Annotated in this window: 17 protein-coding genes and 2 pseudogenes; 4 read left to right on the top strand and 15 right to left on the bottom strand. The window is 69.0% G+C overall.

Annotated features, from left to right (window positions below):
- Positions 1–5: 5 nt before the first annotated feature.
- Positions 6–587, bottom strand: coding sequence for a tyrosine-type recombinase/integrase (locus EJK15_RS36610; protein ID WP_240777444.1), 582 nt, complete (start codon positions 585–587; stop codon positions 6–8).
- Between the two features lie 468 nt (positions 588–1,055).
- Complete coding sequence (locus tag EJK15_RS36605) at positions 1,056–1,706, bottom strand: TetR/AcrR family transcriptional regulator (RefSeq protein WP_138715059.1); 651 nt, start codon at positions 1,704–1,706, stop codon at positions 1,056–1,058.
- 497 nt (positions 1,707–2,203) lie between these two features.
- Between EJK15_RS36605 and EJK15_RS36600 the strand changes: the two genes are divergently transcribed.
- The gene (locus tag EJK15_RS36600) at positions 2,204–3,784 is read left to right on the top strand and encodes a cytochrome P450 (protein WP_138715058.1); all 1,581 of its coding nucleotides are present in this window, start codon (positions 2,204–2,206) and stop codon (positions 3,782–3,784) included.
- A gap of 153 nt (positions 3,785–3,937) precedes the next feature.
- Here EJK15_RS36600 and EJK15_RS77215 read toward each other — a convergent pair.
- From EJK15_RS77215 to EJK15_RS36545, 10 genes and pseudogenes are all read right to left on the bottom strand, one after another.
- Positions 3,938–4,396 (bottom strand): annotated as a pseudogene (locus EJK15_RS77215) (helix-turn-helix transcriptional regulator); the annotation flags it as partial.
- A 171-nt stretch (positions 4,397–4,567) separates the two neighbouring features.
- Entirely contained in the window at positions 4,568–5,515 is a 948-nt protein-coding gene (locus EJK15_RS36585; protein ID WP_138715057.1) for an alpha/beta fold hydrolase, read from the bottom strand.
- Positions 5,512–7,269, bottom strand: coding sequence for an FAD-dependent monooxygenase (locus tag EJK15_RS36580; protein ID WP_206061319.1), 1,758 nt, complete (start codon positions 7,267–7,269; stop codon positions 5,512–5,514). Before EJK15_RS36580 ends, EJK15_RS36585 begins: the two co-directional genes overlap by 4 nt.
- Complete coding sequence (locus EJK15_RS36575; RefSeq protein WP_138715056.1) at positions 7,262–8,182, bottom strand: amidohydrolase family protein; 921 nt, start codon at positions 8,180–8,182, stop codon at positions 7,262–7,264. The genes EJK15_RS36580 and EJK15_RS36575 overlap by 8 nt, the downstream gene beginning before the upstream one ends.
- A complete protein-coding gene (locus tag EJK15_RS36570; protein ID WP_138715055.1) occupies positions 8,179–8,598 on the bottom strand; it encodes a TIGR03618 family F420-dependent PPOX class oxidoreductase in 420 nt (139 codons plus the stop codon). Before EJK15_RS36570 ends, EJK15_RS36575 begins: the two co-directional genes overlap by 4 nt.
- Positions 8,595–10,430, bottom strand: coding sequence for an acyl-CoA synthetase (locus EJK15_RS36565; protein ID WP_138715054.1), 1,836 nt, complete (start codon positions 10,428–10,430; stop codon positions 8,595–8,597). Before EJK15_RS36565 ends, EJK15_RS36570 begins: the two co-directional genes overlap by 4 nt.
- Complete coding sequence (locus EJK15_RS36560) at positions 10,427–11,338, bottom strand: VOC family protein (RefSeq protein ID WP_138715053.1); 912 nt, start codon at positions 11,336–11,338, stop codon at positions 10,427–10,429. Before EJK15_RS36560 ends, EJK15_RS36565 begins: the two co-directional genes overlap by 4 nt.
- Before the next feature lie 3 nt (positions 11,339–11,341).
- Positions 11,342–12,178, bottom strand: coding sequence for a fumarylacetoacetate hydrolase family protein (locus EJK15_RS36555; RefSeq protein WP_138715052.1), 837 nt, complete (start codon positions 12,176–12,178; stop codon positions 11,342–11,344).
- A gap of 118 nt (positions 12,179–12,296) precedes the next feature.
- A complete protein-coding gene (locus tag EJK15_RS36550; protein WP_240777445.1) occupies positions 12,297–13,535 on the bottom strand; it encodes a PucR family transcriptional regulator in 1,239 nt (412 codons plus the stop codon).
- A 202-nt stretch (positions 13,536–13,737) separates the two neighbouring features.
- Positions 13,738–13,992: a site-specific integrase gene (locus EJK15_RS36545; RefSeq protein WP_206061318.1), complete on the bottom strand. Its 255-nt coding sequence runs from the start codon at positions 13,990–13,992 to the stop codon at positions 13,738–13,740.
- Positions 13,993–14,323: 331 nt separating this feature from the next.
- Here EJK15_RS36545 and EJK15_RS36540 point away from each other — a divergent pair, with 331 nt between their 5' ends.
- Both EJK15_RS36540 and EJK15_RS36535 read left to right on the top strand, forming a co-directional pair.
- Positions 14,324–14,887, top strand: coding sequence for an RNA polymerase sigma factor (locus EJK15_RS36540; protein ID WP_138715050.1), 564 nt, complete (start codon positions 14,324–14,326; stop codon positions 14,885–14,887).
- Positions 14,887–15,822 carry a CU044_5270 family protein gene (locus EJK15_RS36535; protein WP_138715049.1) on the top strand — a complete coding sequence of 312 codons (936 nt, stop codon included), beginning with the start codon at positions 14,887–14,889 and terminating at the stop codon, positions 15,820–15,822. Before EJK15_RS36540 ends, EJK15_RS36535 begins: the two co-directional genes overlap by 1 nt.
- Before the next feature lie 135 nt (positions 15,823–15,957).
- Here EJK15_RS36535 and EJK15_RS36530 read toward each other — a convergent pair.
- The 3 genes and pseudogenes from EJK15_RS36530 to EJK15_RS36520 form a co-directional block, all read right to left on the bottom strand.
- A pseudogene (locus tag EJK15_RS36530) lies at positions 15,958–19,007 on the bottom strand (Tn3 family transposase).
- A 146-nt stretch (positions 19,008–19,153) separates the two neighbouring features.
- Positions 19,154–20,311, bottom strand: a complete 1,158-nt coding sequence (tcmP, locus tag EJK15_RS36525) for a three-Cys-motif partner protein TcmP (protein ID WP_138715048.1) — start codon at positions 20,309–20,311, stop codon at positions 19,154–19,156.
- Positions 20,312–20,718: 407 nt separating this feature from the next.
- The gene (locus tag EJK15_RS36520; protein WP_138715047.1) at positions 20,719–21,525 is read right to left on the bottom strand and encodes a DUF2637 domain-containing protein; all 807 of its coding nucleotides are present in this window, start codon (positions 21,523–21,525) and stop codon (positions 20,719–20,721) included.
- A gap of 354 nt (positions 21,526–21,879) precedes the next feature.
- Between EJK15_RS36520 and EJK15_RS36515 the strand changes: the two genes are divergently transcribed.
- Positions 21,880–25,014 (top strand): Tn3 family transposase, encoded by a 3,135-nt coding sequence (locus EJK15_RS36515; RefSeq protein ID WP_138715046.1) that lies wholly within the window; start codon positions 21,880–21,882, stop codon positions 25,012–25,014.
- Positions 25,015–25,096: the final 82 nt, after the last annotated feature.

Raw genomic sequence — 25,096 nt, 5'->3', positions numbered from 1 at the left:
GCAGGTCAGGCAAATCCGTTGGAAATTTCCCCAGGACTACAGGAAGGCCAGGACAGCGGCCCGCCGCGACCGTTGATCGAGGCGCGGAACAGCGGCCCGGCGGCGTAGCCGGCGCGGGTCAGGTAGAGCTTGAGCAGGGTGACGTAGCCGCGGTCGTCCAGCAGCACGGTGCGGACGCTGCCGCCCTTGCCGCGGATGCGGACGTGTTCGTCGTCCAGGCGCAGGTCCAGGTCTTCGACGTACAGGCCGCACACCTCCGAGGCGCGGGCGCCGCAGACGTAGGCGGTCTCAAACAGCACCCGATCCCGCAGCCGGTCCAGCGGCAGGTCTTTACGCGGCCGCCGCGAGCAGATCACCGCCAGCACCTTGGCCACGTCGGCGGCCGCGGCCGGACGGGGCAGGGCTTTCGGGACCTTGACAGTGTCGATGCGGTCCATCGGGTTGGCGACCAGCAGGTCGTGGCGGACGGCCCACTTGGCGAAGGAGGCGATGGCGGCGCGCTTGCGCTTGCGGCTGGCCGGCGACAAGTCGGCGAGCCCGGCCAGATAGGCGCGGATTATCTGGGGTGCCGAGAAGACGTCAGGCATGTAAGGCAAGCGCGTTCCCGACGAACATGCCTGACAAGTTATCTGGGGTTGTCAGGCATGTTCGTCACCTGCGGAAATCCTTCTCGAGGATCTCGCTTTGACCCGGTCGTACGTGTCGTACGTCAGCGTTTCCGCGGTCACGCTGCCTCAGACGCCCACCGGGCTCGATGCTGGGGGCCGACGAAGGAGGCTTGCAGCGGCGATCGCCCCAGCCCGTACCGAAGCCCGGCCACCGCCAGCGATCGTCACGGCCATACTCGGTCCTCGAATGGGTGTCCAGGTGTTTCGAAACACTTCCGGACAGCCTCATGTGCCTACATGCCCGTCAAGATCATCTGTCTCTGACCTGGGAGAAGGGGCCAAGAACCCAGATAACGATGGACCTCAGCAGCCAGGCACCGTCGCCACCGCTCAGCCGATCTGAAACGAAACGCTCAGGACCGGCACACCAGCCATCGCCTGGCACTGCTACGCAGTGGCGTCGGGGAGAAGGCCTTCGAGCTCGGGCAGGGGGCGTTGACAGATTTGGTGGGCCTCGTCGGCGGGGATGCCGAAGGTGCGCAGCAGGTCTTCGGCGATCTGGTCGGTGGCCTGGGCATCGTCGCGGTCGGGCTGGGTGTGGAGCAATTGGCCGAGGCACAGTGTGGCGCCTGCGGCCATCACGAGTGCGAGCTCCGGGTCGCCTATGGTGAAGCGCCCGGCTTGGATGCCGGCTTGGAGGTCGCGTCGGGTACGCGGGGCGAGGCCGTGCTCGGAGGTGGCGATGGCCAGGCCGGTGTTGAGCAGGACTTTGCTGAGCTGGGGATGGCGGCGGTGCAGCCGCCCGGTCAGCCGGAAGCTGTAGGCGAAGATCTCGGCGGGGTCGTCCATGCCGCGGGTCAGCTCGTCCAGTGCCGCGCCGTGCCGGTCGAGGGCGTCTTCCACGGCGGCCTGGAAGAGTTCGTCCTTGCTGGAGAAGTGGTTGTAGAACGAGCCCATGCCCACGTCGGCGGCCTGGGTGAGTTCCAGGATCGCCACGTTGGTCTTGCCGTCGGCGATGAAGGTATGGGCCGCGTGGATGAGCGCGGCGCGGGTGCGCGCCTTGCGCCGCTCCAGGCGGCTCGGTGCGGCCTCAGCCATCTGTTCTCACTCCCGTCGCAGCTTTCGCCGGCGATGTGCCCACTGTAGTGCACTTCGTCAAGACTGACGGAATACTCAACTCCTCTTTGACGAATCATTTCATTAGTGACGGTAGTGTCCATAAGTGACGATATCGTCATATATGTGGAGGTAGCCGATGGGTGTGCGTCGTGATCCACGCGCTGGCTTGCACGGCCGGCAAGGCGCGCTGACGGGAGAGCGCTCCAGCAGAGCGAGCAACCCGGTGATCAAGGTGCGTGACGGACTTCCTCGGCATGGCACTCGGCGGCATCCCGCCGAGGTTGTCACTGCGGCCACCGCCGCGCAGAAGGAATCCATCCATGACGTGCACGAACACAAGCACGCCCGGGCATCGCGGCAAGGTCGCAACGCCCTTGCCGCCATCAAGGAGGAGTTCGGCCCTCGGCTGAGAGCACAAGTCCACACCGCGGCAAGCCGGCCTGCTGCCGCAGCTTCCCTTTCCCAATGGAGGAACCATGACCGACCAGCTCACCACCACCGGCCCTCGCCCCATACCGTCCCCGCGCGGGATTCCTCTGCTCGGTCACACGCCGCAGATCCCCGACACCAACCCGGTCGAGTACTTCGGCGAGCTGTCCAAGCAGTTCCCCGAGGGGATCTTCAGCCTGGACATCGCCGGCCAGGCGAACGTCTTCGTCTACGACCCGGACCTCGTGACCGAGGTCTGCGACGAGACCCGTTTCGGCAAGCCGATCTTCCCGCCGCTGAGCCATGTCCGAGACTACGCCGGCGCCGGCCTGTTCACGGCGCACGACGATGAGGAGGTCTGGGGCATGGCGCACCGGATCCTCATGCCGGCCTTCAGCCAGCGGGCTATGAAGGGCTACTTCGGGCAGATGCTGGAGATCGCTCAGACCCTGGTGGGCAAGTGGGAGGGCAAGCAGGGGCAGCCGGTCAAGGTGACCGACGACTACACCCGGCTGACGCTGGACACGATCGCCCTGTCGGGGTTCGGTTACCGGTTCGACTCCTTCGGCAAGGAGGAGCTGCATCCCTTCCTTCAGGCACTGCTGGAGGCGCTGGTGGAGTCGATGCGGCGCTCGCAGGAGCTGCCGATGATGACCAAGCTGCGCAAGGCCGACGACAAGAAGTACGGCGAGAACATCCAGCTGATGCGCGAGCTGGTCGAGAGTGTGATCAAGGAGCGCCGTCGGGGGAAGAGCGGCGGTGAGGACGACCTGCTGGGCCTGATGATGGAGGCTGTGGACCCGGAGACCGGCAGGCGGCTGGACGACGACAACGTCCGCGACCAGGCGAGGGAACTGGACTCGCACGAGCAGGCGATGGAGGTGGAGCGCTACGTCCCCGCCAAGGAACTGCAGGAACTGAACGAACAGCTGAGGGAGGCGAAAACGCACGTTGAACAGCTGTTCGAACGGCAGTGTCGGTTCGCCGCTGACGCCTCGCACGAGCTCCGTACGCCAATCGCCGGCCTACGCCTGCAAGTGGTGGCAGCGCAGCTGCATCCAGACGACGTCGACCTGCCCGATCTCCTGAACCACGTCAAGGGTGACCTCGATCGGCTGGAGAACATCGTCAATGATCTCCTCCTTCTGGCCCGGCCGCAGGCCGACACCGGGAGAATTCTCCAGGACGTGGACCTGACAGAACTGATCAAGACAGAAGCGGCTCGCTGGGCCGACCGGTGCAACCTGCAACTCGACCTCGACCCCGCGGTGACGGTGAACGCCGCCCCCGGCGAGATCGCCCGATTGTTCGTCAACCTGCTCGACAACGCCCGACGTCACGCCACCCACATGGTAGAGATTCGCCTGCGCCGCGCAGGCGAACATGCCGAAGTGGCCGTGACTGATGACGGCGAGGGAATTGCCCCTGCCGACCGCGAAAGCGTATTCCGGAACTTCGTCCGGCTGGACACCGCCCGCAGCCGCGACCGCGGTGGTGCCGGCCTGGGGCTGGCCATCGCGCGCGACATCGCCTCAGATCATCATGGCACTCTGTATATCGAAGACTCGGCTGCCGGCGGCGCGTGCTTCGTAGTCCGCCTTCCCCTCGCCCGCCAACAGCGGGCCTGATCCGGTTGGACGGACATCCGTCGAGCGCTGCGCCCGCAGCAGACGCTCTCGCTGCTGCGCGGTCAGTCCAACGACCCGGAGTTCGAACGCGCGCTCATCCTGGAACGCCAGCGCGAGGGCATCACCGCGGCCAAGCAGCGCGGCGCCTACACAGCGCCAGGTCCGTGCGGACACCGCGGTCATCCAGTCGACGCGGAAGCTGCGCCAGTCGTCGCGCTCAAGGTCGTAGGCAAGTAGATACCAGCGCCGGTCGGAGGCGACCAGGCGATAGGGCTCGACCCGCCTCCGTCGTATCTCGTTCCCGGACGGGTAGTCGAAGTCGGCCTCGACCTCGTCGCGGCAGGCTCTGACCAGCGTCATCAACACCTCGGTGGCGTCGACCGGCGCACGCCCTCCGCCAAAGGGCTCCACCGAGCCGGAGAGCGCGCGCACTTCGTGCCGCAGCCGGGTGGGCAGCACCCGGCCGAGCTTGGCCAGCGCCCGCAGCGCGGCGTCACCGGCGCCGGCGACCGCGCCACCCGCGCCGACGAGCAGCGACACCGCGGTGGCGATCGCCTCCTCGTCGTCGAGAAGCAGCGGCGGCAAGTCCTGCCCCGGGCGGAGCTGATAACCATCGACCTGGGCGGCGACGTAGAAGCGGACATGAGGTGTGGCAGCGGCATGCCGTCCTTCTCCAAGCCACGATGACGGGCTTGAGGAACAGCGCTCACGATCGCGGCTCGCCTTGCGCTCATCCAGTTGACGTCTCCCAGGATGCCCAGGCGGCGCCCTGGGAGGCGGACTTCAGGCGGGCAAAGTTGCGGCCCACTCGGTGAGCGTCTTGGTGAACAGCTGCGGGTCCTGGCCGTGCATCGAGTGGCCCATCTGCGGGAACGACAGGTAGTCGATGCGGTTGCCGGTGGCGGTGACGAGTTCTTGGACGCGTGCGGCCTGGAGGTCGGACAGGGCGCCCATGAGGTGGCCGGTCCGCTCGTCGACCATGCGGAAGTGGTGGGTGAACAGGACGGAGACCTTGACGGCCGCCAGCATACGGGAGTGGTCGCAACTGGCGGCCACGGTGCCGGTCCAGAAGGCGCGGGCCCACTCGGGGTCGTATTCCTTGAGGTTCTGCGGGGGTTCGTCGGTGTCGGGGATCAGGCCGAGCATCCAGGCCGGGAGCTCGGCGGGGGCGGCGGCGCGCATGCCGTCCCAGTCGCCGATGCTCCACTGATCGCCGAGATACTTGCTCCACAGGGCGAACTTCGGGCCGATGCCCTGGCGCAGTGACTGGCCGCAGGAGGTGTCGACCTCGGAGTGGAACAGGGGCGGGTCCTCGTAGTGGGCGCCGCGGATGGTGCCGGGTGGTGCGTAGGCCGACAGCCAGGCGGCCAGGACGGCGCCGGAGGACAGGCCACTGACGATGACCGGGCGAGCGATGACTCCGGCGATGAAGCGCACAAGGTCGTTGCCGAAGTTGTCGAGGGTGTAACGGCCGGGGGTGCGGGTGGAGCGGCCCTGGCCGCGCAGGTCGACGGCATAGCACTGGAAGTGGCCTTGCAGCAGGTGCATCGCCTGTTCGTAGCCCCACCAGGATTCCGACTGACCGGGGATGAGCAGCAGAGCGGGCCGGTCGCCGGCACCGGCCACGGCGTAGTTGAGGTGAATCTCGCCGGTGTCGAAGGTCTGCTCGGGGAAGTCGTGCGGGACGTAGGTGCGTTCGGGGCGGTCGGGGCCGTAGCGGTGGCGCGTCATGAGGTGGTGGCCTCTCCAAGGATCGACTGCAGGGTCTGGGACAGTTGGGCCGGCGCGTCGGTGGCCTCCTGCGCGCGCCAGGCGATGAACCGGTCGGGGCGGACCAGGACCGCGCCGACCGGGCCGTGTCCGCGGTGGCGGGTCCAGGTGGAGCGGGGGTCGAGCAGGTCGCCGTCCGGATGGCCGACGCGTACGACGTCCAGCGGCCAGACGTCAGCGAGTTTGGCGGCGGCCTGGAGCCAGTCGTGGCCGTCCTCGCCGGTGATGAGCAGGAAGCGGCCCGGTCGCACGAGGTCGTGGACGGACAGGCGGTGGCCGTGGTCGTCTTCCAGCCAGGCGTGCGGCAAGGGGTGTCCGGGGCGGGCGCAGGGCTGGTAGAGGCGGATGGGGTCGGGGTTGTCCGGTTCGAGGGTGCCGTCGGGGACAATGGCGGCCGAGGTGTAGGTGTAGCCGTACTCGATGTTGTGCTCGTTGAACTCCATCGACTGGCTGGCGATGGCGCGGTGGACGGCGCGGGCGTGCTCGGCGTCCACCGGGAGCCCGCTCCATAGGCGGCGCATCTGCCGCCAGTTCGCCTCAGGGTCGGCGCCGGGCACGATGCCGGCGGCTTGGGCGGTGACGGTGTGGTTGAGGGCGTTTTCGACCGAGCGTTGCACGTTTCGGGCGGTGACCGGCTTGCGTTCGGGTTCGTAGGTGTTCAGAAGACGCTCGTGGGCGTGGCCGTGCAGGACGGCGGCGAGCTTCCAGGTGAGGTTGGCGGCGTCGTGGATGGCGGAGTTGAGGCCGAGGCCACCGGTGGGCGGGTGGCGGTGGGCGGCGTCGCCGAGCAGGAAGACGCGGCCGTCGCGGAAGCGGTCGGCGACAACGCCCTCGATGGACCAGCGGGTGATCAGGTGCACGGTGAGCGGGTGATCGGGCAGGCCGAGCGCAGTGCGCAGGTCGGCGATGACCTTCTCGTCGTCGAGGCTACGCGGGTCGTCGGCGGCGTAGTTGAGGTGGACGACCCATTCCTCGGAGTCGGGGCCCCAGTGGTCGGGACCCATGGGGACCATGGTGGCACCGCCGCTGGTGTGCGGGAGGGTCAGCCAGCGGATGAGCACCTCGGGGTCGCGGGCGTAGGCCGACAGGTCGGCCGACAGGTGGACGGTGGCGATGCGGGCTAGGTCACGGGCGCCTTCCATCACGATGCCGAGCTGCCGGCCGACGGTGCGGCCGCCGTCGCAGGCCAGCAGGTAGCGGGCGCGCACCTCAATGGTCTGGCCGCGGTCGCGGTCCAGGACGGTGGCGGTGACGCCGTCGGCGTCCTGGGTGAAGGCGGTCAGCTCGTGGCCGAAGCGGACGCGGCCGGGGGCCAGTTCCTCGGCGCGGGCCTTGAGGATGGGCTCCAGGCGGATTTGGGGCAGGTTGGTCTGGCTCTGTGGGCTGGCTGAGGCCCAGTCGTTCGACAGGCCGCCGCAGCCCCACGACTCGACCAGGCCGAAGCGGCGGCCATAGTCGCCGGTGGGGCCGGCCAGGCCGGCGTACCAGCCGGAGTAGCGCATCTGCTCGGGCGGGGTGCCCCGCTCGTAGATGGTCTCGGCGATGCCGAGCTCGGCCAGGATCTCCATGGTGCGCTGGTTGAGCACGTGGGCCTTGGGCAGCACCGAGGTGGTCGGCAGGGCACTGATGAGCAGGTGGTCGATGCCGAGGCGGGACAGCAGCATGGAGGCGGTCAGGCCGGCGCCGCCGCCGCCCACGATGAGCACGTCATGCACGGGGTGCCTCCTTCAGGCGGGGGAACAGCTCTCGGGCGTTGTGGTGGTTGATCGCGTCGTCGTCGGCCCAGGTGTTGAAGTAGGCGACGGCGAGCTCGGGGGCGAAGGGCCAGTCGCTGCCGTACAGCACGTGGCCGGGCTTGGCGAAGGAGGTCAGGGAGGGCAGCGCGGCGGGGCTGGAGGATAGGGCGGTGTCGAAGTAGAAGCCGGACAGGTCCTCCAGCACCTGGTTCAGGTCGCGGCCGGTCTCACCGAAAACCGTGATAGCCAGGCGGTGGGCGGCATACGGGACGAACCCGCCGGCGTGGGCCAGGATGAACCGGATACGCGGGAAGCGCCGCGGCACGTCCTGCTTGACCAGGTTGAACGCGGCGCGGGTGGTGTCGAGCAGGAAATCGGCGGTGAACGGCGCGATGCCCTCGATCACGGGGCCGGGTAGCTGGGCCGGGTGGACGAACACCACCGCCGCGTGCTCGTCGAGGACCGCCATGAGCGGGTCGAAAGCCCGGTCGCCCAGGTAGGTGCCGCCGCTGTTGGCCAGCAGCATCACCCCGTCGGCCGACAGTTCGTCCAGCGCGTGGGCGGCCTCGGCGACGGCGGCCTTGACGTCGGGCAGGGTCAGCGTGGCGAAGAAACCGAATCTGCCGGGGTGGTCGGCGGCGATCTGGGCGGCGTACTCGTTGGCCTGCCGGGCCACGTACGCGGCGTCGCTCCCGTGGCCCAGGTAGGCGCCGGGCGTGGTCAGCGACAGGATGGCGGTGGCGATGCCCTGGCGCTCCATCAACTCCAGCGCCTCGGCCGGGCTCCAGGACGGGAGCGGCCTTCCACCGGGCGCGTCCACGCCGTGCGAGCGCAGCCAGCGGGCGTACTGTTCGGGGACTAGATGCTGGTGCACGTCGATGCGGCCGGTCATGTCGTTTCTCCCTGGTCGAGGTAGCTGGCGCCGTAGACGCGTTCGATGGTGATCTCGAGGATGACCCGGTTCATGGCGGCCAGGTCCGCATCGCTCATCGGCTCGACCGGCCGGCCACCCATGCGGGACCAGAGCTCGGCGGTGTCGGCGCCGATGCCGGTGGTGCGGATGCGGGCGGGACCCTCCAAGGTGACGGACGGGTACGGAGGCGCGCCGCCCATCACGCACAGTGAGGCGCGGCCGGTGCGGGTCACGTCCTTGGTTTTGGCCCGGCCGGGTTCGGTGGAAATGAGCAGGCGGTCGCCATCCAGGGCGAAGTAGACCACCGACTGGCGCACGCCGCCGCCGGACCGGGTGGTGGCCAGCACGCCGGCCGTCTGACGGGTGAGGAAGTCGCGGACGATCTGATCGATCATGGGGTCACCGTGCGGTAGCGGATGGGGTAGCGATCGAGGGCGGCGGCCAGGTCGGGGTCCGGGCCGATCAGCGCGGTCGGGCGGCCGTCTTCCAGGACGACCTGGGCCGGGGCGCCGGGTGCGAGCTCGGCGAGGATGCGGCGGACGGCGTCGGCGACCAGTTCGGGCTTGAACAGCTTGCCGACCGAGGTGATGGGTAGTTCGGCGACGACGTGCACGGCCTTGGGAGCGGCGGCCGGTTCCGGCGCGCGGGCTCGGGCCCAGGCCAGCAGGTCGTCCTCGGGGACCGGGCCGGTGACGGTGACGTAGGCGACGGGGACCTCGCCCGCGTGGGCGTCGGGGCGGCCGATGACGGCGGCGCCGGACACGTCCGGGTGGGCCAGCAACGATTCCTCGATCGGGCGCGGGTCGAGGTTGTGGCCGCCACGGATGATGAGGTCCTTGGCCCGGCCGGTCAGGTAGACATAGCCGTCGGCGTGCACGTGGCCGAGGTCGCCGGTGATCAGCCAGCCGTCGAAGATCTTGCCGGTGGGGTCGGGGCCGCTGGGGCCGAGGTAGCCGGGGAAGACGGCCGGGCCGCTGATGGCCAGCACGCCGGTCCGGCCGGGCGGGCAGTCGCCCGTCGGCCGATCGTCGGCGTCCACGGTGACGGCCTTGATCTGCTGGTACGGCAGGCGCAGCCCGACCGATCCGGCCCGGGGGGCGAAGGCCGGGGTGGCGGCGCTGGCGCAGGTGGCCTCGGTCAGCCCGTACCCCTCCAGCATCGGCACCTTCACCTGCTGCTCGAAGTCGGTGCGGACCTGGCCGGGCAGCGGGGCGGCGCCGACGGCGCCGGCGCGCAGGCTGGAGATGTCCACCCCGTCGGGCACCGGCGGCAAGTTGGCGTACACGGTGGGGACGGCCGAGAAGGCGGTGACCTGGTACCGCTCGATGATGCGCCAGAAGTCGGCCATGAGCGTCTTGTCGCGGTAGCCGAGCGGGCCGAGGCTGACCACGCTCGCGCCGTGCATGAACGGCGCCAGCCCGGTCACGTGCACGGCGTTGACGTGGAAGAGCGGCAGCCCGGCCAGCGCCACCCCGTCGCCGCCCGCGTAGGCGCCGGAGCAGCCGAGCGCCCAGGCCATGTAGACCTCCATGGCGTGCGTGTGCGGGGCGACCTTGGGGTTGCCGGTGGTGCCGCCGGTGTGGAAGTACGCGGCCAGGTCCTGCGGGCCCGGCCGGTGGGAGGTGAGTAGGTGGTCGCCGGGCTGCTCGGCGGTCAGCCGCTCGAAGTCGCCACCATGCACGCCCGCAGGGGTGTGGACGGCATCGAGGGTCGCGTTGCCGTCCACGACCAGCAGCGCGCGCAGCCCTGGCAGTCCTTCGGCGACGCGCAGCGCCTTCTCCCACAGGCCCGGCAGCATCGACGATCCGGCCACCACCAGGATCTCGGCCCGGGTGAGGGTGAAGATGTCGATGATGTGGTGCTCGGCCAGCATCGGGTTGACCGGGTTGGCGACGCCGACGGCCTGGGCGCCCAGCAGGGCGGCGTAGGTGTGGCCGGAGTTGGGCAGCAGCAGGCCCACCGTCCCGCCCGGCTCCAGGCCCAGGCCGGTGTAGAGGTTGGCGGCCCGGTGCACCCGTTCCAGCAGCTCTCCGTAGCTCCAGGTCACCTCCGCACCCTCGCCCAGCAGGTGCAGCGCGGGCGCGTGCGGGGCCGCGGTGGCGGTGCGGCGCAGCAGCTCGTAGGTGGAGGCGGGCAGGTCACGCTCGGCCAGCGGTACCGCCTCCACCAGCGGCAGATCCTCGGGAACCAGGACCAGCGGCCGGTCCCCGTCGGTGTGGTGGCTCATGAGCTGTGCGCTCCCGCCATCAGCGCGGCCAGGTCCTCCGGCTCGATGAACGACGGCGGCACCGGCGGTCCCCAGCTGTAGAGGATGCGCATGTCCTGGAACACCTCGGGCTTCCAGATCGCCTCGTCCACGACGCAGTCCAGGTCGCTGTAGTACTCGGAGAAGTTGCCTGCCGGGTCCTTGAGGTACCAGAAGAAGTTCGAGCCGATGTGGTGCCGTCCGAGTCCCCACACGTGCCGCTCGGGGTGGCCCTCCAGCATGTGGTGGGCGCCGCGGCCGATCTCGTCGACGTCCTCGACCTCCCAGGAGGTGTGGTGCAGGTACGGCACCGGCGCGGGCTGGACCAGCACGTTGTGGTGGTCGGTCGAGCAGCGCAGGAACGCGGCGATGCCGGGCACCTCGTCGCTGACCTTGAACCCGATGCCGTCGGTGAAGAAGCGCTGGCTGGCCTCCTGGTCGGTGGAGCCGAGTACCACGTGGCCGAGCTTGCGGGGGCGTACCGGCTGCTCGCGCAGCACGCCCGGGGCGCGGGCGTCGACCCGGTCCGCGCGGCCGGGCCCGTTGTAGAGCGGGGCGGGCTCGGCCGGCCGGGTGATCCGGTCGGCGATCGAAACCTGGACGCGGACCTTCGTGGCGGGGTCGCTCACCCGGCCGTCAGCGTCCAGGGCCAGGTCCAGTCGGGCCAGGGCGGCGCCGATGCGGCCGAGGTCGTCGGCGTCGTCCACGCCGACGCCCAGCTCGACCAGGCGGCGGGTGGGCGCGTGCACCAGGCGCAGTTGCTCGCCGCCGTCGGCGGTGGCGAACGTGTTTTCGCCGGTCTTCAGAAGGCCGAAGTCGGCGTAGTAGGCGCTGGTCTCGGCGAGGTTCGGGACGCCGATGGTGATTCGGGTGAGGCGGTGCAGTGCCATGGTTCAGGCTCCCGTGAAAGTGGTGCGGAGGGTGCCGATGCCCTCGATCGTGCTGTGCAGGTGCTCGCCCGGGGCCAGGAACCGGGCCGGGGTGCGGGTGCCGCCGATGCCGCCCGGCGTGCCGGTGAAGATCACGTCACCGGGCAGGAGTGGGGTCACGGCCGACAGCTTCTCGATCAGCTCGGGCACCGGGAAGATCATCTGGCTGGTGCGGGCGTGCTGCATGCGCTCGCCGTCCAGGTGGCAGGAGATCTCCAGGTCGTCGGGGTCGGCGAGCTCGTCCGGGGTGACCAGCCACGGTCCCATCGGGCCGAAGCCGGGGAAGGACTTGCCGAGGGAGAACTGGTGCGGCTGCGGCGGCGACAGTTGCGTGATGCGCTCGGACAGGTCCTGCCCCACCGTGAGACCGGCCACGTGGTGCCAGGCCTCGGCCGCGGCCACTCGATGGGCGCGGCGGCCGATCACCACGACCAGCTCCACCTCCCAGTCGGTCAGCCCGCCCTGCGGCAGCGCGACCACGGCGTCCTGGCCGGTCAGGCAGGAGAGGAACTTGGTGAACACCGGCGGCCTGGCCCCGGGTTCGATCTGCGACTCCTCGGCGTGGTCGCGGTAGTTCACCCCGATCGCGAACACCTGGCGCGGCGCCGGCGTCGGCGCCTCCAGCTCCGCTTCGGCGTACGGCACCGGCTCGGCGTCGGTGCTCCAGGACCGCAGCTCGTTCCAGCGCTCGAACAGCGCCTGCGGGTCGGCGGGGAAGCGGCCGCCGCTGGCTTTCTCGATGTCGATCGCGCCGTCATCGGTCAGCAGCACGGCTCGGCCGGCGAGGTTGGCAACACGCATGGGCTTCCCTTCGTCATCGGATTGTCACGTCGATTTAACGAAGGCGCTGCCACGTGCCGCTTGTGCCGCAAGCCCAAATTCCTTGCACCGATTGGGCCCTGGGCGGGCTCGATCGGGCTCAGTGCGCAGTGCGGGCGATCTCCAGCGCCAGCCGCAGCTCCAGCAAGTCGTCCGGCAGCGGGTGGCCGAGGAGTTCCTCGGCCCGCTTGACCCGGTAGCCCACGGTGTTGCGCGAGACGTGCAGCACCTCGCCAGCCCGCTGGGGGCTGCGGCCCGAGGCCAGGTAGACCCGCAACGTCTCGCGCAGCTCCGCCACCCGTGCATCACCGTCGGCCAGCCCGCCCAGCATTTCCTCGGCGAACCAGCGTGCCCGTTCCCCGCCCGCGTGCAGCAGTGACCGCACCCGGATGTCGGCATAACGGCACAACCGGGTCTCCGCCAGGAATTCCTGGGCATCCTTAGCGCCCAGATGGCTGCGCCGGAACCCGGCCACCCCGTACGCGACGGGCCCGACGGCCAGGCGCAGCCCCGTCGGCACCTTGATGTCCAGGCGAGGTGTGGGGCTGGACAGCAAGGCCGTCCAGCCCCACACGTCCGACGGGCCCGCCTGCACCGTCAGCACGCTGCGCCCGTCCATCGCCCGCGCCGCCTCCGCCGCGAAGCGCCGCAGCACCTCGGCCGGGGTGTCGAGCTCGTCGGCGGTGACCACGAACGCCAGATGGTAGCGGGTCAGCTCGTACTCCAGCGTGCGCTCGGCCATCCCCTGGTCGATCCGCCGCCCCGCCACGATGTCATCCACGATCCGGTGCCGAGCCGCCTCGGTGCTGGCCTGCCAGCGGTCCCGCTCGGCGATGTACTCCTCGGCCATCCGGCTGGCGTGCGCATCGGCGTAGGAGAACAGCACCTCGCTGACCCGGTGGCTCTCCGACGTGCGCGCTGGCTCCGGCTCGGCGTCGATGACGTCCATCAGCCGCTGGTGCAGGCACGCGTGCCCGATCCGCACCCCCCGCAACACAAGGTCCAGCGGCACCCCGCGCCGGACCAGCTCCGCGTTGCCCTCCACCGCCTCCACCGGCACCAGCTCCGGCGACGGACGGGCGTCCAGAAACAGACCGGCCAGCGCCGCCAGCACGCTCGCCTCCACCGAGCGCCGCAACGTCTCGAACGGCATCCGCCCGCCACCATAGGCCGGCACCTGCCGGATAACCTCCTGCGTCATCCACACGGCCGTCTCCACCGCCCACCCCATCGGCCCGTCCCCCAGCGTCTCGCGGGCGAAGGCCAGGGTGGCGGGGGACGCCGCGGGCGGATGCCCGCCGCCCTGCGCCCGCAGACCCAGCAGCCACCGGCACAGCATGTCACTCACGTGGCCAGTCCTAGCACGAAAGGCCCCACACCGGTGAGCTTCCCCCTTCGGCGACTGTCAAGGTCGTGAGCGTCGCGGTATGGCCTGCTGAGCTCAGCGCCTGGCTGTCCTACGGCGCCGACCGCGCAAGCCTACTTGCCTGACGTGACTGACAGACCTTCATGCGACTGACCAGCAGGTTCGCTTGACAACCCTAGATAACGCGTGCGGGCGCGGCGGTCAGCTCGGCGAGGTCCTCGCCGTGGTGGGCGGCGAAGGCGATCAGGTCGCCGCGGTATGCGCGCCGGGTATGCGCGGAGGCGCCGGCGTTGGCCAGGTCGGTGAGGAAGTCGTCGAGATGGCGGGCGAGCGGGTGTGTGCGGCCGAGCTGCTCAGTGATGACCGGATCCACCGTGCCGACCTCCACCATCCGCCAGGTTGCCAGATAACCGGGAAACGAAGCCTCCACGCCGGGCGACGGCCGCCCAGCTCGCGCCACCCCGGTGATCGCTACCTTGCCAGATAACGAAGGTTATCCAGCAACCCTTCCGCACGTCTCTGGGAATCCGGAAACGACAGCCCTTCGTCAGTGTCCTCACCGAGAATCTCGCGCAGCGTGTGCCCGAGCGCGGGCATCGACCAGCACGCCCATCTCTGCCAGCGGAACCCGAGGGGTAGTGCCTACACCTGCTGCTTGCGGGCGACGGCATCACATTTGCTGCGTGTCACGGTTTTGGGGGAACCCGGTGACGCCCTTCGGGAGACAGCAGGGTGAAATACCTACTCACGAAGGAGAGGCGTTGAGTGCTGAGACGGTCGAGATCGACGACGGAGAACTGATCCGTCGTTCGGTGCACGACCCAGAGCAGTTCGCGGCGCTGTTCGACCGCTACGCCCAGCAGATCCATCTGTACGCGGCTCGGCGGCTCGGCACGCAGGCCGCCGACGACATCGTGGCCGAGACGTTCCTGGCGGCCTTCCGCAGGCGCGGGACGTATGACACGTCGTTCGCGCTGGCCAGGCCTTGGTTGTACGGGATCGCCACCACGTTGATCGCCAGACATCGGCGGCAGGAGGAACGGCTGCTGCGGGCGCTGAGCCGCACCGGAGTGGACCCTCTGCCGGAGGCACTGGACGACACCGTGGCGCGCCGGGTGGCGGCGCAGGGCAGGGAGCGTGAGCTGGCGGGGGCGCTGGCGTCGCTGCCCCGTGGGCATCGGGACGTGCTGCTGCTGGTGGCGTGGGAGGACATGTCGTACGAGGAAGTGGCGCGGGCGCTGGACATCTCTGTGGGGACTGTGCGGTCACGGCTGCACCGGGCGCGGAAGAAGGCCAGGAACGTGCTAGGGGATGAGGAGCTGTAGTGAACGAGCTGAAGGAGTTTCGCCGGAACACCCCGGCGATGACTGACAACGCCGCGACTGCTGCCAAGGCGCGGCTGATGACAGCGATCCACGAACCGGAGGCCGTGCGCAAGCCGGCCGCGTCCGGGACGAGAAGGTTCGGCTGGCGGATCGCGGTGGCGGCGGCTCTGGCCCTGGTCGTCGGCGGGACCGTCGTGACGCTCAGGGACCAGCCGGACATGGCGCCGGTGGCCAGCGTGGCCGAGCTCGGCGAGCGTGCGGCCAGCGCGGCCGAGAACGACCCGACGCCCGCGCCGGGACCCGCTCAGTGGCTCTACACCAAGGAACTGCAGCTGGCCGGCATCGAGGCTGACGTTGACCGGGACCGGCGCGCCACCTGGGAACGGTGGACCAGCGTGGACGGCAAGCAGTCGGCCTGGTACCAGGGCGGCAAGCTGATGTTTCAGGGCAGCGCGGTCTTCAACCCGGCTGAGATGGCCAAAGCTCCTGTCAGCCCGGCTGGGGTGATCGCCAGGATCAAGGCGGCCATCCTCGACGAGGACCGCCGGGGGCCGCAGGAGCTGAAGGGCCACGTCCCGCCGGTGATGCTCTTCATGGAGATCAACCAGATCATCTCCGAGCAGTGGCTCGCCCCTGAGGTGCGGGCCGCGCTCTTCCGTGCGCTGCCCACGATCAAAGGCATTACCATGACCGAGGACGTGCCCGTGGCCGACGGACGGCGAGGCGTGGCCTTCAGCCTCGACGACGATGGGGCACGGCAATCGCTCGTCCTGGACCCGCAGACCTTCCGGTATCTGGGCACCAACTCGACGCGGCTGCAGGACCGGACGTACGAGCGCGCCGATGGCAGTAAGGAGATCTTCAAGGCAGGCACGGTGAGCCTGACCTCGCAGCTGGAAGCCATGATCGTGAACCAGCCCGGCCAACGCTCCTGATCGCAGCAGAATCAGGCCCGACGACGATAACCAGGGCGGCGGTCCAACCGACGCCCTGGTACACCGCACTGTCAGGAAGACCAGGAAGACCCCGGTGCTGCAGTGACCTGGCGTCAACGCAGTCTCCGAGCCCCTTTATACCTCCGGAGGAGGCGGTGGCCCGGTCAGGTCCAGCCGCCGGTCGCGGCGCAACTGCACCGTCCCGTACGGCGTCATGTTCGTGGTGAACAGCGGAGTCAAACCGCGGCGGTCGACGTCGGTGAGCACCTCCGCCCACTCCGGCTCAGCAAGGCAGTCTTGAATCATCAGGGTATTGATGTAGCCGAGGCTGCTCTGCAAGATCATCAAGCAGAGCATCGCCACCTCCTGCTCCTCGCGCCTATTTGAGGCCAGCTCCCCGCGCTTACCGAACCGGATGTAATCGTTGACCCCGTTATAGTTCTCCACCACGTTCAGCCCGGACTCGGTCTCATGCTGCAGGTCCCGGTCACGGAGCCAGCGAGCTAGGAAAATGGTTCTCTGGGCACACCCCACCTCCAGCATCGCCGAGTAGGCCGGGTGAGTGGTCTCGCCCTGGAACGGCGTAGCAGGGCCTCGGTGGAGGCGGTGCCCTGCCGGATCGCCGTCGCATACTTGATCATCAGATCGTAGTTGTTCTCGATGATGTCGGGGCGGATAGGCCGGGTCAGCGCCGGGCGCAGCAGGGGGTACGCGAACCGGTCTCCTCGGCCCGGCAGGTACAGCTTCATCACGTTGATCTGCTTGAAGCGGGCGACCAGGTCGAAGTTCAGCAAGCGGGTGATGCCGAACCCGATGAGGCTGGCTCCGTGGGAATCCACATAGTTGGTCTCCACGTTCATGTTCGTCTCGTGCCGCATCGCACCCTCGACCATGGCATGCACCTCCGAGGCCGAACACGCCAGGTGCTGGCTGTAAATGGCCATCGCTCCCGCGGTCTCGACCGTCCAGTAGATCAGCACGCCCCGTTTGGCCCGCTTGTACCGCGAGTGGTACTCGGTGAAAATGTTCTGGTCGTAGGCGGAGAAGTGGGTGGAGTCGGAGGCCACCGCGGTGGTGCCCTCACCCCACAGGGCGCTTTGCCGGGCGGCGAAGGTGGCGTTGGCGATGGTCTTGGCCACCTGGCGTGCCCCGGGCACCGACAGGAACCAGCGGCGGCAGTAGCGCAGGTCCTCCTCGCTATAGGGGTGTTCGCCGGCGGCCACCGACCGGATCCCGGCGCCGGTGCCGAGCGCATAGATGACCAGCAGCATGCGCTCGAAGAACTCGGTCGGGTCCATTCCCAGCCGGGTGCCGGCCGGGATCAGGGCGTCCAGGCAGCCGGTGCGCAGCGCGGTCTCGGTGAGCATGTCCAGCAGCGGCACCACGCCCCAGCGGGAGCGCACCGCGGCCTTGAGCTTGCGCAGGTTGCGCGGCTCGGGCAGCGGATCCAGCGGCGAGAGCACGATCGCGCCGCCCTTCTTACGCTCGACGATTTCCAGCCACGGCAGTGACGGCAGGGCATCGTGCAGCGCCGACAGCTCGGCGTCCATCTCCTCCAGCAACTCGGCGGTGAACAGCTTGGCCTGGAGCGGTTTGCGCAGCCGGGCGTAGTTCTCCTCTCGCTTGTCCTCAAAATCGGCCGGCAGGTCCAGGTCGGGATTGCGCCACTTATAGGCGCCGTGCACCCAGATCTCCTTGCAGCGCAGCTTCTCCCGCAACGTCTGAAACACCCCGCACTCGTAGACGCTGCGCAAGATCCGCTGGCGGCCGTTCTTGTCGGTGCGATACATCAGCTCGGCCAGCTCCGCCGGCACGATGCCCTCCACCGGCACCGTCTCGCCGGTGGCGTAGTACTTGGTGCGGTGGGTCGTCTCGGCCTTGTACCGCTTGATCAGCGCGAGCGCGGTCATCATCGGCGCGTGCATCGTGTTGGTCGAGCCAAACTCCAGCGCCTCCAGAATCTGGATCAGCCCGGCCCGGTAGTGGTTGGTGTAGGAGGCTTTGAACACCCGCTGCCGGTGCTGGCGGTAGGAGGTGCCCTTGTGCTGGTACTCGTGCCACAGCGCCACCAGCGTGTCCACGCCGCCCGGCACCACCGGGTAGATCGCCTCACTCACCGTCTCCTCCGGCGCCTCAAGCGCGGCCTGGGTCATCTTGAACAGGATGTTCTCCTTGCCCGATACGCGCTTCAGCTCGGCGATGAACTCCTCGGTGACCTTGGTGTCGGCGCGGGCGTTGATGCGGTGCACGGTGGTGATCAGCAGGTCCACGAGAGCGTCGGTGATCTCCCGCCGCCGGCAGTGCAGGTAGGCCGCCAGCAACGTCACCCTCAGCTCGTGACCGTGGCGGCGAAGGTGGCTGGGCGAGGAGACCGCCACCCGTGCCCGCCACGACAGCAGCACGCCCGGGGCGATGTCGTCGAAGACGTCCTCTGGCAGCCCGATCGCCTTGATGGCGCCGAGCTTGAACACCTCCTTCTCCATCGTGGTGACGCTGACGTTGCCGGGGTCCTCGCGGATCGCCGCGAACACGTCCGCGCCCTCACTGTCCGCCGGCGTCTCCTCCTGTTCGTCGTCCCCAGGCTCGGGTGACTCCTGCTCGGCCTGGTCGGCCGCCTCTGCGGCCTCGCTGCGGCGGGCGATCAGGGTGAACATCCGCTGGATGACGTCGTCGCTGATCCGCGAGGAGATGTGCAGCGTCAGGGCCTTCTCGGACTGGTCCAGCGCAGAGCCGACGATCCGTTGCATCCGCTGCTTGGACGGCGGCTCGATCTGCTCGTCCTTCAGGTGGGCCAGCAGCGCCGTCCGCACTCGGTCGGCGCGCCGCTCGGACTTGCACACGTTGCGGGCCAGCCACTCGGCTGCCTTGTCGGCGTCCTCGACACCGCACTCCCGAAAGCCGGTTAAGTCGCGAATGTCGGTCCTGTGGGCTTTGCTGGTCCGCCCGTCCCACTCGTACAACGCCAGATCGGAGGCCGGGACCTTCACCGCGGCGGCGACGTACTCGACCGCCTCGTCCGGCAGCTCGCCACGCCCGCGCGGGAACCGCCCGTGGAGCTGATGAAACTTCAGCATCAGCGCGAAGGCCAGCTTCGTCGGCCCTCGGCGACCTGCCAGGAGTTCCATCTCCTCATCGAGCAGCGTCCAGTGGCCGACCAGTTCGTCTTCGTCGAGGACACGCGCCATGACACTCGGGCTCTCTTCTCAGGGGTGCCGACAGGTCCAGGTCGGCCACCACAGACCAACCCCCGAGATTCGGACCAATACCTACCGCACGTGATCCGATACGTCCGGGAAACCGCGAAAGATCCGGGAGAAACTCCGCAAAGGGCTTAATGACCAGGGCGAACGCGCTCGAATGTACTTGGTGACAGCTTCGTTAACGACAGGCCATTATCGGCAGCTGCGGCGTAGAAACGAATCAAAGACCCCGCTGGCCAGGGTGTCGTGGACTTGACAGGGCTTTGCCGTATCGCCAGGCCGTCTTCATCCATTCTGGTCAGCGTCGTTCGCACCTGCGGCTCCGTGAAACCCAGTCGCTGCGCCTGGTTCACCAGGTACTCGAATGTCCGCGCCTGCCCAGCCAGCGACTCGAGCTTTCCTCGCAACCCGGACAGATCGGGCTCGGGGTCGAACAGTGTCGGTTGCCCGTACTTCCACTCGTTCGCACTCATTCCACGGTGCGGATCCATACGCCATTTGGCCTGGTTGAAGCAGGTCATCCCGCGCATGTCATGGGTGGCGAACACCAGCGAGTAGCGGGCATGGGCGTTCTTGCTGGCGACCGAGAACGACTCGGTGAACGTGCTTCCCGACAGACGCTCGATCCCCTCGCGGTAGGCCTTCAGCAGCGCCTCTTTACGGGGACCTTCGCCGCGCACCTCCAGGGCCGCCCGCCATGCCGAGCCCCCGAAGTGGCGATCGATCGCGGCCTGCTTGGGCGCGTGCTCACAGAACCGGTAGAGCTCGTCGGCGAACCAAGTGACCAACACCTCGTCACGTGGGCGCTGCAGGCACGCCTTCACCAGGTCGAACGGAACCCCTGCCCAGTCGAACGGGTCAAGGATCCACAGCGTCGGGATGCTAGGGCCATGCTGGTGAGCGATCGCATCCAACTCCTTGTGGCGCGCTAGCGCCTCCCCTGCCTCAAGAACCTGCAGCCGTAGTTTCGCGGGCCTGCTGATCCCGTTCAGCAAGCCATCCAGGTGATCCCGGCGATCTTCCCGCTTCTCCGCGCAGAGCACGGTCAGGTTCTTGAAACGCTCCAAGTGGCTGTGCTCCAGGTAACCCTTGGCGACGACCACGGGTGATCCGTCTAGCCCGTCTTTGTAGACACCTGGCCCTGCGAAGGCGTCGACGATTGTGGCGTACTCGAAGGACTGGCAGACTTTTCCCATCCAGCAGTCCAGGTACCTACGGTAGATATGGTGCTTGATAAGCGTTCTGGGCTCGCTGTCCCACAGTAATTCGTCAGGCTGCCCCATCGCCATCTACCTCCCTCGCTAAATGCTTTCTGACATAACCACCCCAATTTGTCCAGAGACCTGAAGCTATGAGAGATATGAGATCAAGAGGAGCGGTTGAGCATGACTGACCCGCTTCGACACTCTGGCGGCTGTCGCCAAAGCGAGATGGGCCACCGTATGACGACGGGCGACTGTGCACGATCATCGGCCTGTGCGCGCGGCGTCAGCCGCCCCCGTTACGGGGAAGTGCCGAGTTCACGAAGGGTGTCGGCACTTCGCAGGTTTCCGGGACACGGTGGCGCAGCGATCAGTGTGCCGCGGATCTCCCTCCAGGCGTCGCCGTTCGGCAGGGTCGACGCGGAGGAGGGGGAGCGTCCGGTGTCGCCGATGGTCGCCCGACGCCCCTCCCGCGCTGTGCCCCGGTTTTGGCGCTATGTGAAGCGGCCGTTGCCGTTGAGTGCTTCGCGGCGGTACTTGCGCCCGGTGGTCTCGTGTACCCCGAGCGCACGGGCGAGCGCGGCCCCGGTCATGTTCGGATCCTGAGCGAGCAGGGCCGCCACCTGGGCTCGCCGGTCGCCGTCCTCCCGGGCCTCGCCCGCCGACGCGTCTTGGCCTGCCGATGTGGCCGCCGATTCGGGCTCGGCGGACGCTGACCGGCGCTCGCCGGGTTCCCGCGTCGGCTCGCCTTGATCGACCTGCGGCGTGGCGTGCACCACCGGTCCCGGCCGCGGCACCCGCGGCGCCTGGTCCGAGGCGACGCTCGGGGGTGCGGGCTCGGCGAGCGCTCGCTCCGGCTGCCCCGAGTCGTGCGCGCGATCGGCGAGCTCGCGACCCGAGCGGACCACCCACATGATCAGCTCGTACGAGATCACCAACGCGATCGCCGGCCACGCGGCCAGCGCCGCGGCCAGGGGTCCCCGCTCAATCCCGTGCAAGATGTTCGCCGCCAGCGTCGCGGCCACCCCCAACGCCAGCGCCCAGCGGGCCAGCGCCGGCACCGCCAGGCGGTAGCGGGCACACCACAACAGCACCATCGAGGAGGCGTAGATCATGCCGTCCACCGTCGCCGGGACAAGATGCGCCGACAACTCGTCCTCGGCACCGTACTTCTCGATCACCGCCACCGCATGCCAGTACGACACCCACGCCGCCACCGCCGCGACCGCCAGCACCACGACCGTCATCGACACACGGATCAGCCGATCCCCGCCCCGAGGCACCTGCTTGACCGCATTCACTCCAGAAATGTTGCCATGCCCGATGTATCACTATGCGCCCGTCGGTCACTTCTGTCTCAGGAGGGCGGCGTGGATAGGTCCGGCTGGCGTCGGTCAGTCCCGCTTTGCCTGGGCCATGGAACACCTGACATACGAGAGGTAATGGTTTTTGGCCGGTCTGTCGCGCTAAGGAGGTCTACCATCCCCCGCATGAGACGGGGATACCGCTATAGCGACGCGGTCCGGGTGTGAGTAGTTGCGGTGCAGAAAGTGCCGTTGAGATTGATCTTGGTCGGCTAGCACACCTGTCGAGGGTGCCGTCGGGGTTCACGGAAAGATCGTTGGGCGGGCGCCGGCGCTGGCTACGGTCCGGTCGTGCCGGTGGAGTTTCTGACTGATGAGCAGGCCGAGGCGTACGGGACGTTCACCGAGGTGCCCACGCGCCCGGAGCTGGAGCGGTTCTTCTTCCTCGACGATGACGACCGTGATCTGATCGCGCTGCGGCGTACGGACGCGCACCGGCTGGGGATGGCGGTGCAGATCTGCACGGTCCGCTACATCGGCCGGTTCCTGGGCGATGACCCGCTGGCGGTGCCGTGGGAGGTCGTGGAGTACCTGGCCGGGCAGCTCGGCATCGCCGACGCGTCGTGCGTGAAGCGGTACCCGGAGCGGCGCAGGACGCCGTACGAGCACGCGGAGGAGATCCAGGAGCGGTTCAAGTACCGGGACTTCACCGACCGGCGGTGGGGGCGGGAGTTCCGCGGGTTCCTGTACGGGCGGGCGTGGACGCATGCCGAGGGACCGGTGGCGCTGTTCAACCATGCGGTGACGTGGCTGCGGAGGAACCGGGTGCTGCTGCCGGGGGTGTCGGTGTTGGCCCGGCAGGTGTCGGAGGCGCGCACGGCGGCCGAGCGGCGGCTGTACGAGGCGGTGGCCCGTGCCGCGCACCGGGCCGATCCCGCGCTCGCGCCGGCGCTGGCTCAGCTGCTGGTGGTGCCGGAGGGCAGGCGGGTCTCGGAGCTGGAGCGGCTGCGCACGCCTCCGGTGAAGTCGACGGGCACCGCGATGGTGCGCGCGATGGAGCGGGTGGAGGAGATCTCCGCGTTCGCCCTGGGACGGGTGAACCTCTCAAGGGTGCCGGTGAACCGGCTGTCCACGCTGGCCCGGTACGGGCAGCTCAGCAAAGCGCAGACGATCGAGCGGGCACCGGAGCCGCGGCGCACGGCGCTGCTGACGGCGGTGGTGCGTCAGCTGGAGGCGCAGGCGGTCGATGACGCGCTGGACCTGTTCGCGGTGCTGATGGCGAACCGGATGATCAGCCCCGCGCGGCGGGCCTCGGAGCGGGAGCGGTTGGCAATGCTGCCGCAGTTGGAGAAGGCGGCGCGCATCCTGGCGAAGGCGTCGAAGATCCTCACCGAGGAGCTGGACCTGGTCGCCGAGCACGACGCGGACCTGGACGTCGCCGCACTCTGGGCGGCGGTGGAGGAGGCCGTGCCGCGTACGGCGGTGGCCGGGGCCGTCGCGACGGTGGAGGCCCTGGTGCCGGAGGACGACGGGTCGGCCGAGGCCGCGATGCGCGAGAATCTGGCCTCGCGCTACAACACTGTGCGCCCGTTCCTGTCCCTGCTGGGCGAGTCGGACGCGCTGGATGCGGCCCCAGCCGGGCGGCGCATCCTCAAGGCCGTGCGCCGCCTGCCCGCGCTTTCGCGCCGCCGGGTCAAGGACCGGCCGCTGCTGCCCCGCGAGGTCGACGCCGACCTGGTGCCCGCGATGTGGCGCCGGGCGGTGTTCTCCAACGCCAAGCTGCCCCAGGGCGCAGTGGACCGGGACGCGTACGTGGTGTGCGTGCTGGAGCATCTGCACCGCGCCCTGAACCGGCGCGACGTCTTCGCGGCCCCCTCGAACCGGTGGGCGGACCGGCGCGCTCGGCTGCTGGACGGTCCGCGGTGGGAGGCGGTGCGCCCGGACGTGCTCGCGGGCCTGTCTCTGACCGAGGACGCGGCCGAGCACCTGGCCCAGCTCACGCGCGGGCTGGATGCGGCGTGGCGGCAGATGGCCGACCGCCTGGAAGAGGCCGGCGCCGACGCGAAGGTGGAGATCGTCATTCCCGAGGGCGGGGGACGGGCCCGCCTGTCGGTGGACAAGCTCGGCGCGGTGGGCGAGCCGGAGTCGCTGACCTGGCTGAAGGCCACCACGGAGGCGATGCTGCCCAGGATCGACCTGCCGGACCTGCTGTTCGAGGTCCACTCCTGGACTTCGTTCCTCGACTCCTTCGGGCACGTCTCCGACCGGCGCACCCGCATGGAGGGGCTGCTCGTCTCCCTGGTCGCCCTGCTGGTCTCCCAGAGCTGCAACATCGGGCTGACCCCGGTCATCGACCCGAACAACAAGGCGCTGACCCGCTCGCGGCTCTCGCACGTCGACCAGAACTACGTGCGCGCCGACACCATCGCCGCGGCGAACGCCGCGCTGATCGGCGCGCAGTCCCGCATCGAGCTGGCCCAGATGTGGGGCGGCGGGCTGCTCGCCTCCGTCGACGGCCTGCGCTTCGTCGTCCCCGTCAAGAGCATCAACACCGGCCCGTCACCCAAGTACTACGGCTACAAACGCGGTGTGACCTGGCTGAATGCCGTCAACGACCAGGTCGCCGGGATCGGCGCGATGGTCGTGCGCGGCACCCCGCGCGACAGCCTCTACACCCTGGACACCCTGCTGAACCTGGACGGCGGGGTGAAGCCGGAGATGGTGGCCACCGACAACGCCTCCTACTCCGACATGGCGTTCGGCCTGTACAAGATGCTCGGCTTCCGCTTCGCCCCGCGCTTCCGCGACCTCTCGGATCAGAGGTTCTGGCGGGCCGACCTGCCCGACGGCGAGGAGCTGGCCGACGGGTACGGCCCGCTGGAAGACGTGGCCTGCAACAAGGTCAGCTTGAAGAAGATCGCTACGCACTGGCCGGACATGCTGCGGGTGGCCGGGTCGCTCATCACCAACCAGGTGCGGGCCTACGACCTGCTGCGGATGTTCGGCCGCGAAGGGCACCCGACGCCGCTGGGGGCGGCGTTCGCCGAGTACGGGCGGATCGACAAGACCATGCACCTGCTCGCCCTGGTCGACCCGGTCGATGACACCTACCGGCGGCTGATGAACCGGCAGCTCACCGTCCAGGAGTCCCGCCACCGGCTTGCCCGCGCGATCTGCCACGGCGGCCGGGGCCAGATCCGCCAGGCGTACCGCGAGGGCCAGGAGGACCAGCTCGCCGCCCTGGGCCTGGTTCTCAATGCGGTGGTGCTGTGGAACACCCGCTACCTGGACGCCGCCGTGGCCCGGCTTCGCGCCGAGGGCCACGACATCAAGGACGAGGACGTCGCCCGCCTCTCCCCGCTCAAGGACCGGCACATCAACTTCCTGGGCCGCTACCTCTTCAACATCACCGCCAGCGGTCCCGGTCAGGGCCTGCGGCCCTTCCGGGACCCGGACGCCATCGAGGACGACGAGGACGACGCCTGAGAACCTGATGTGGATGCCCTGCGTATGAAAGCCGTGGCCCGTGGACTGGCCGCGGTGCGACGCTCGTGCAGCGAGCCCGCGG

The organism is Nonomuraea basaltis (assembly GCF_005893125.1).
GTDB classification, from domain to species: Bacteria; Actinomycetota; Actinomycetes; order Streptosporangiales; family Streptosporangiaceae; genus Nonomuraea; species Nonomuraea basaltis.
This window is presented reverse-complemented; position numbering and strand designations above follow the sequence as displayed.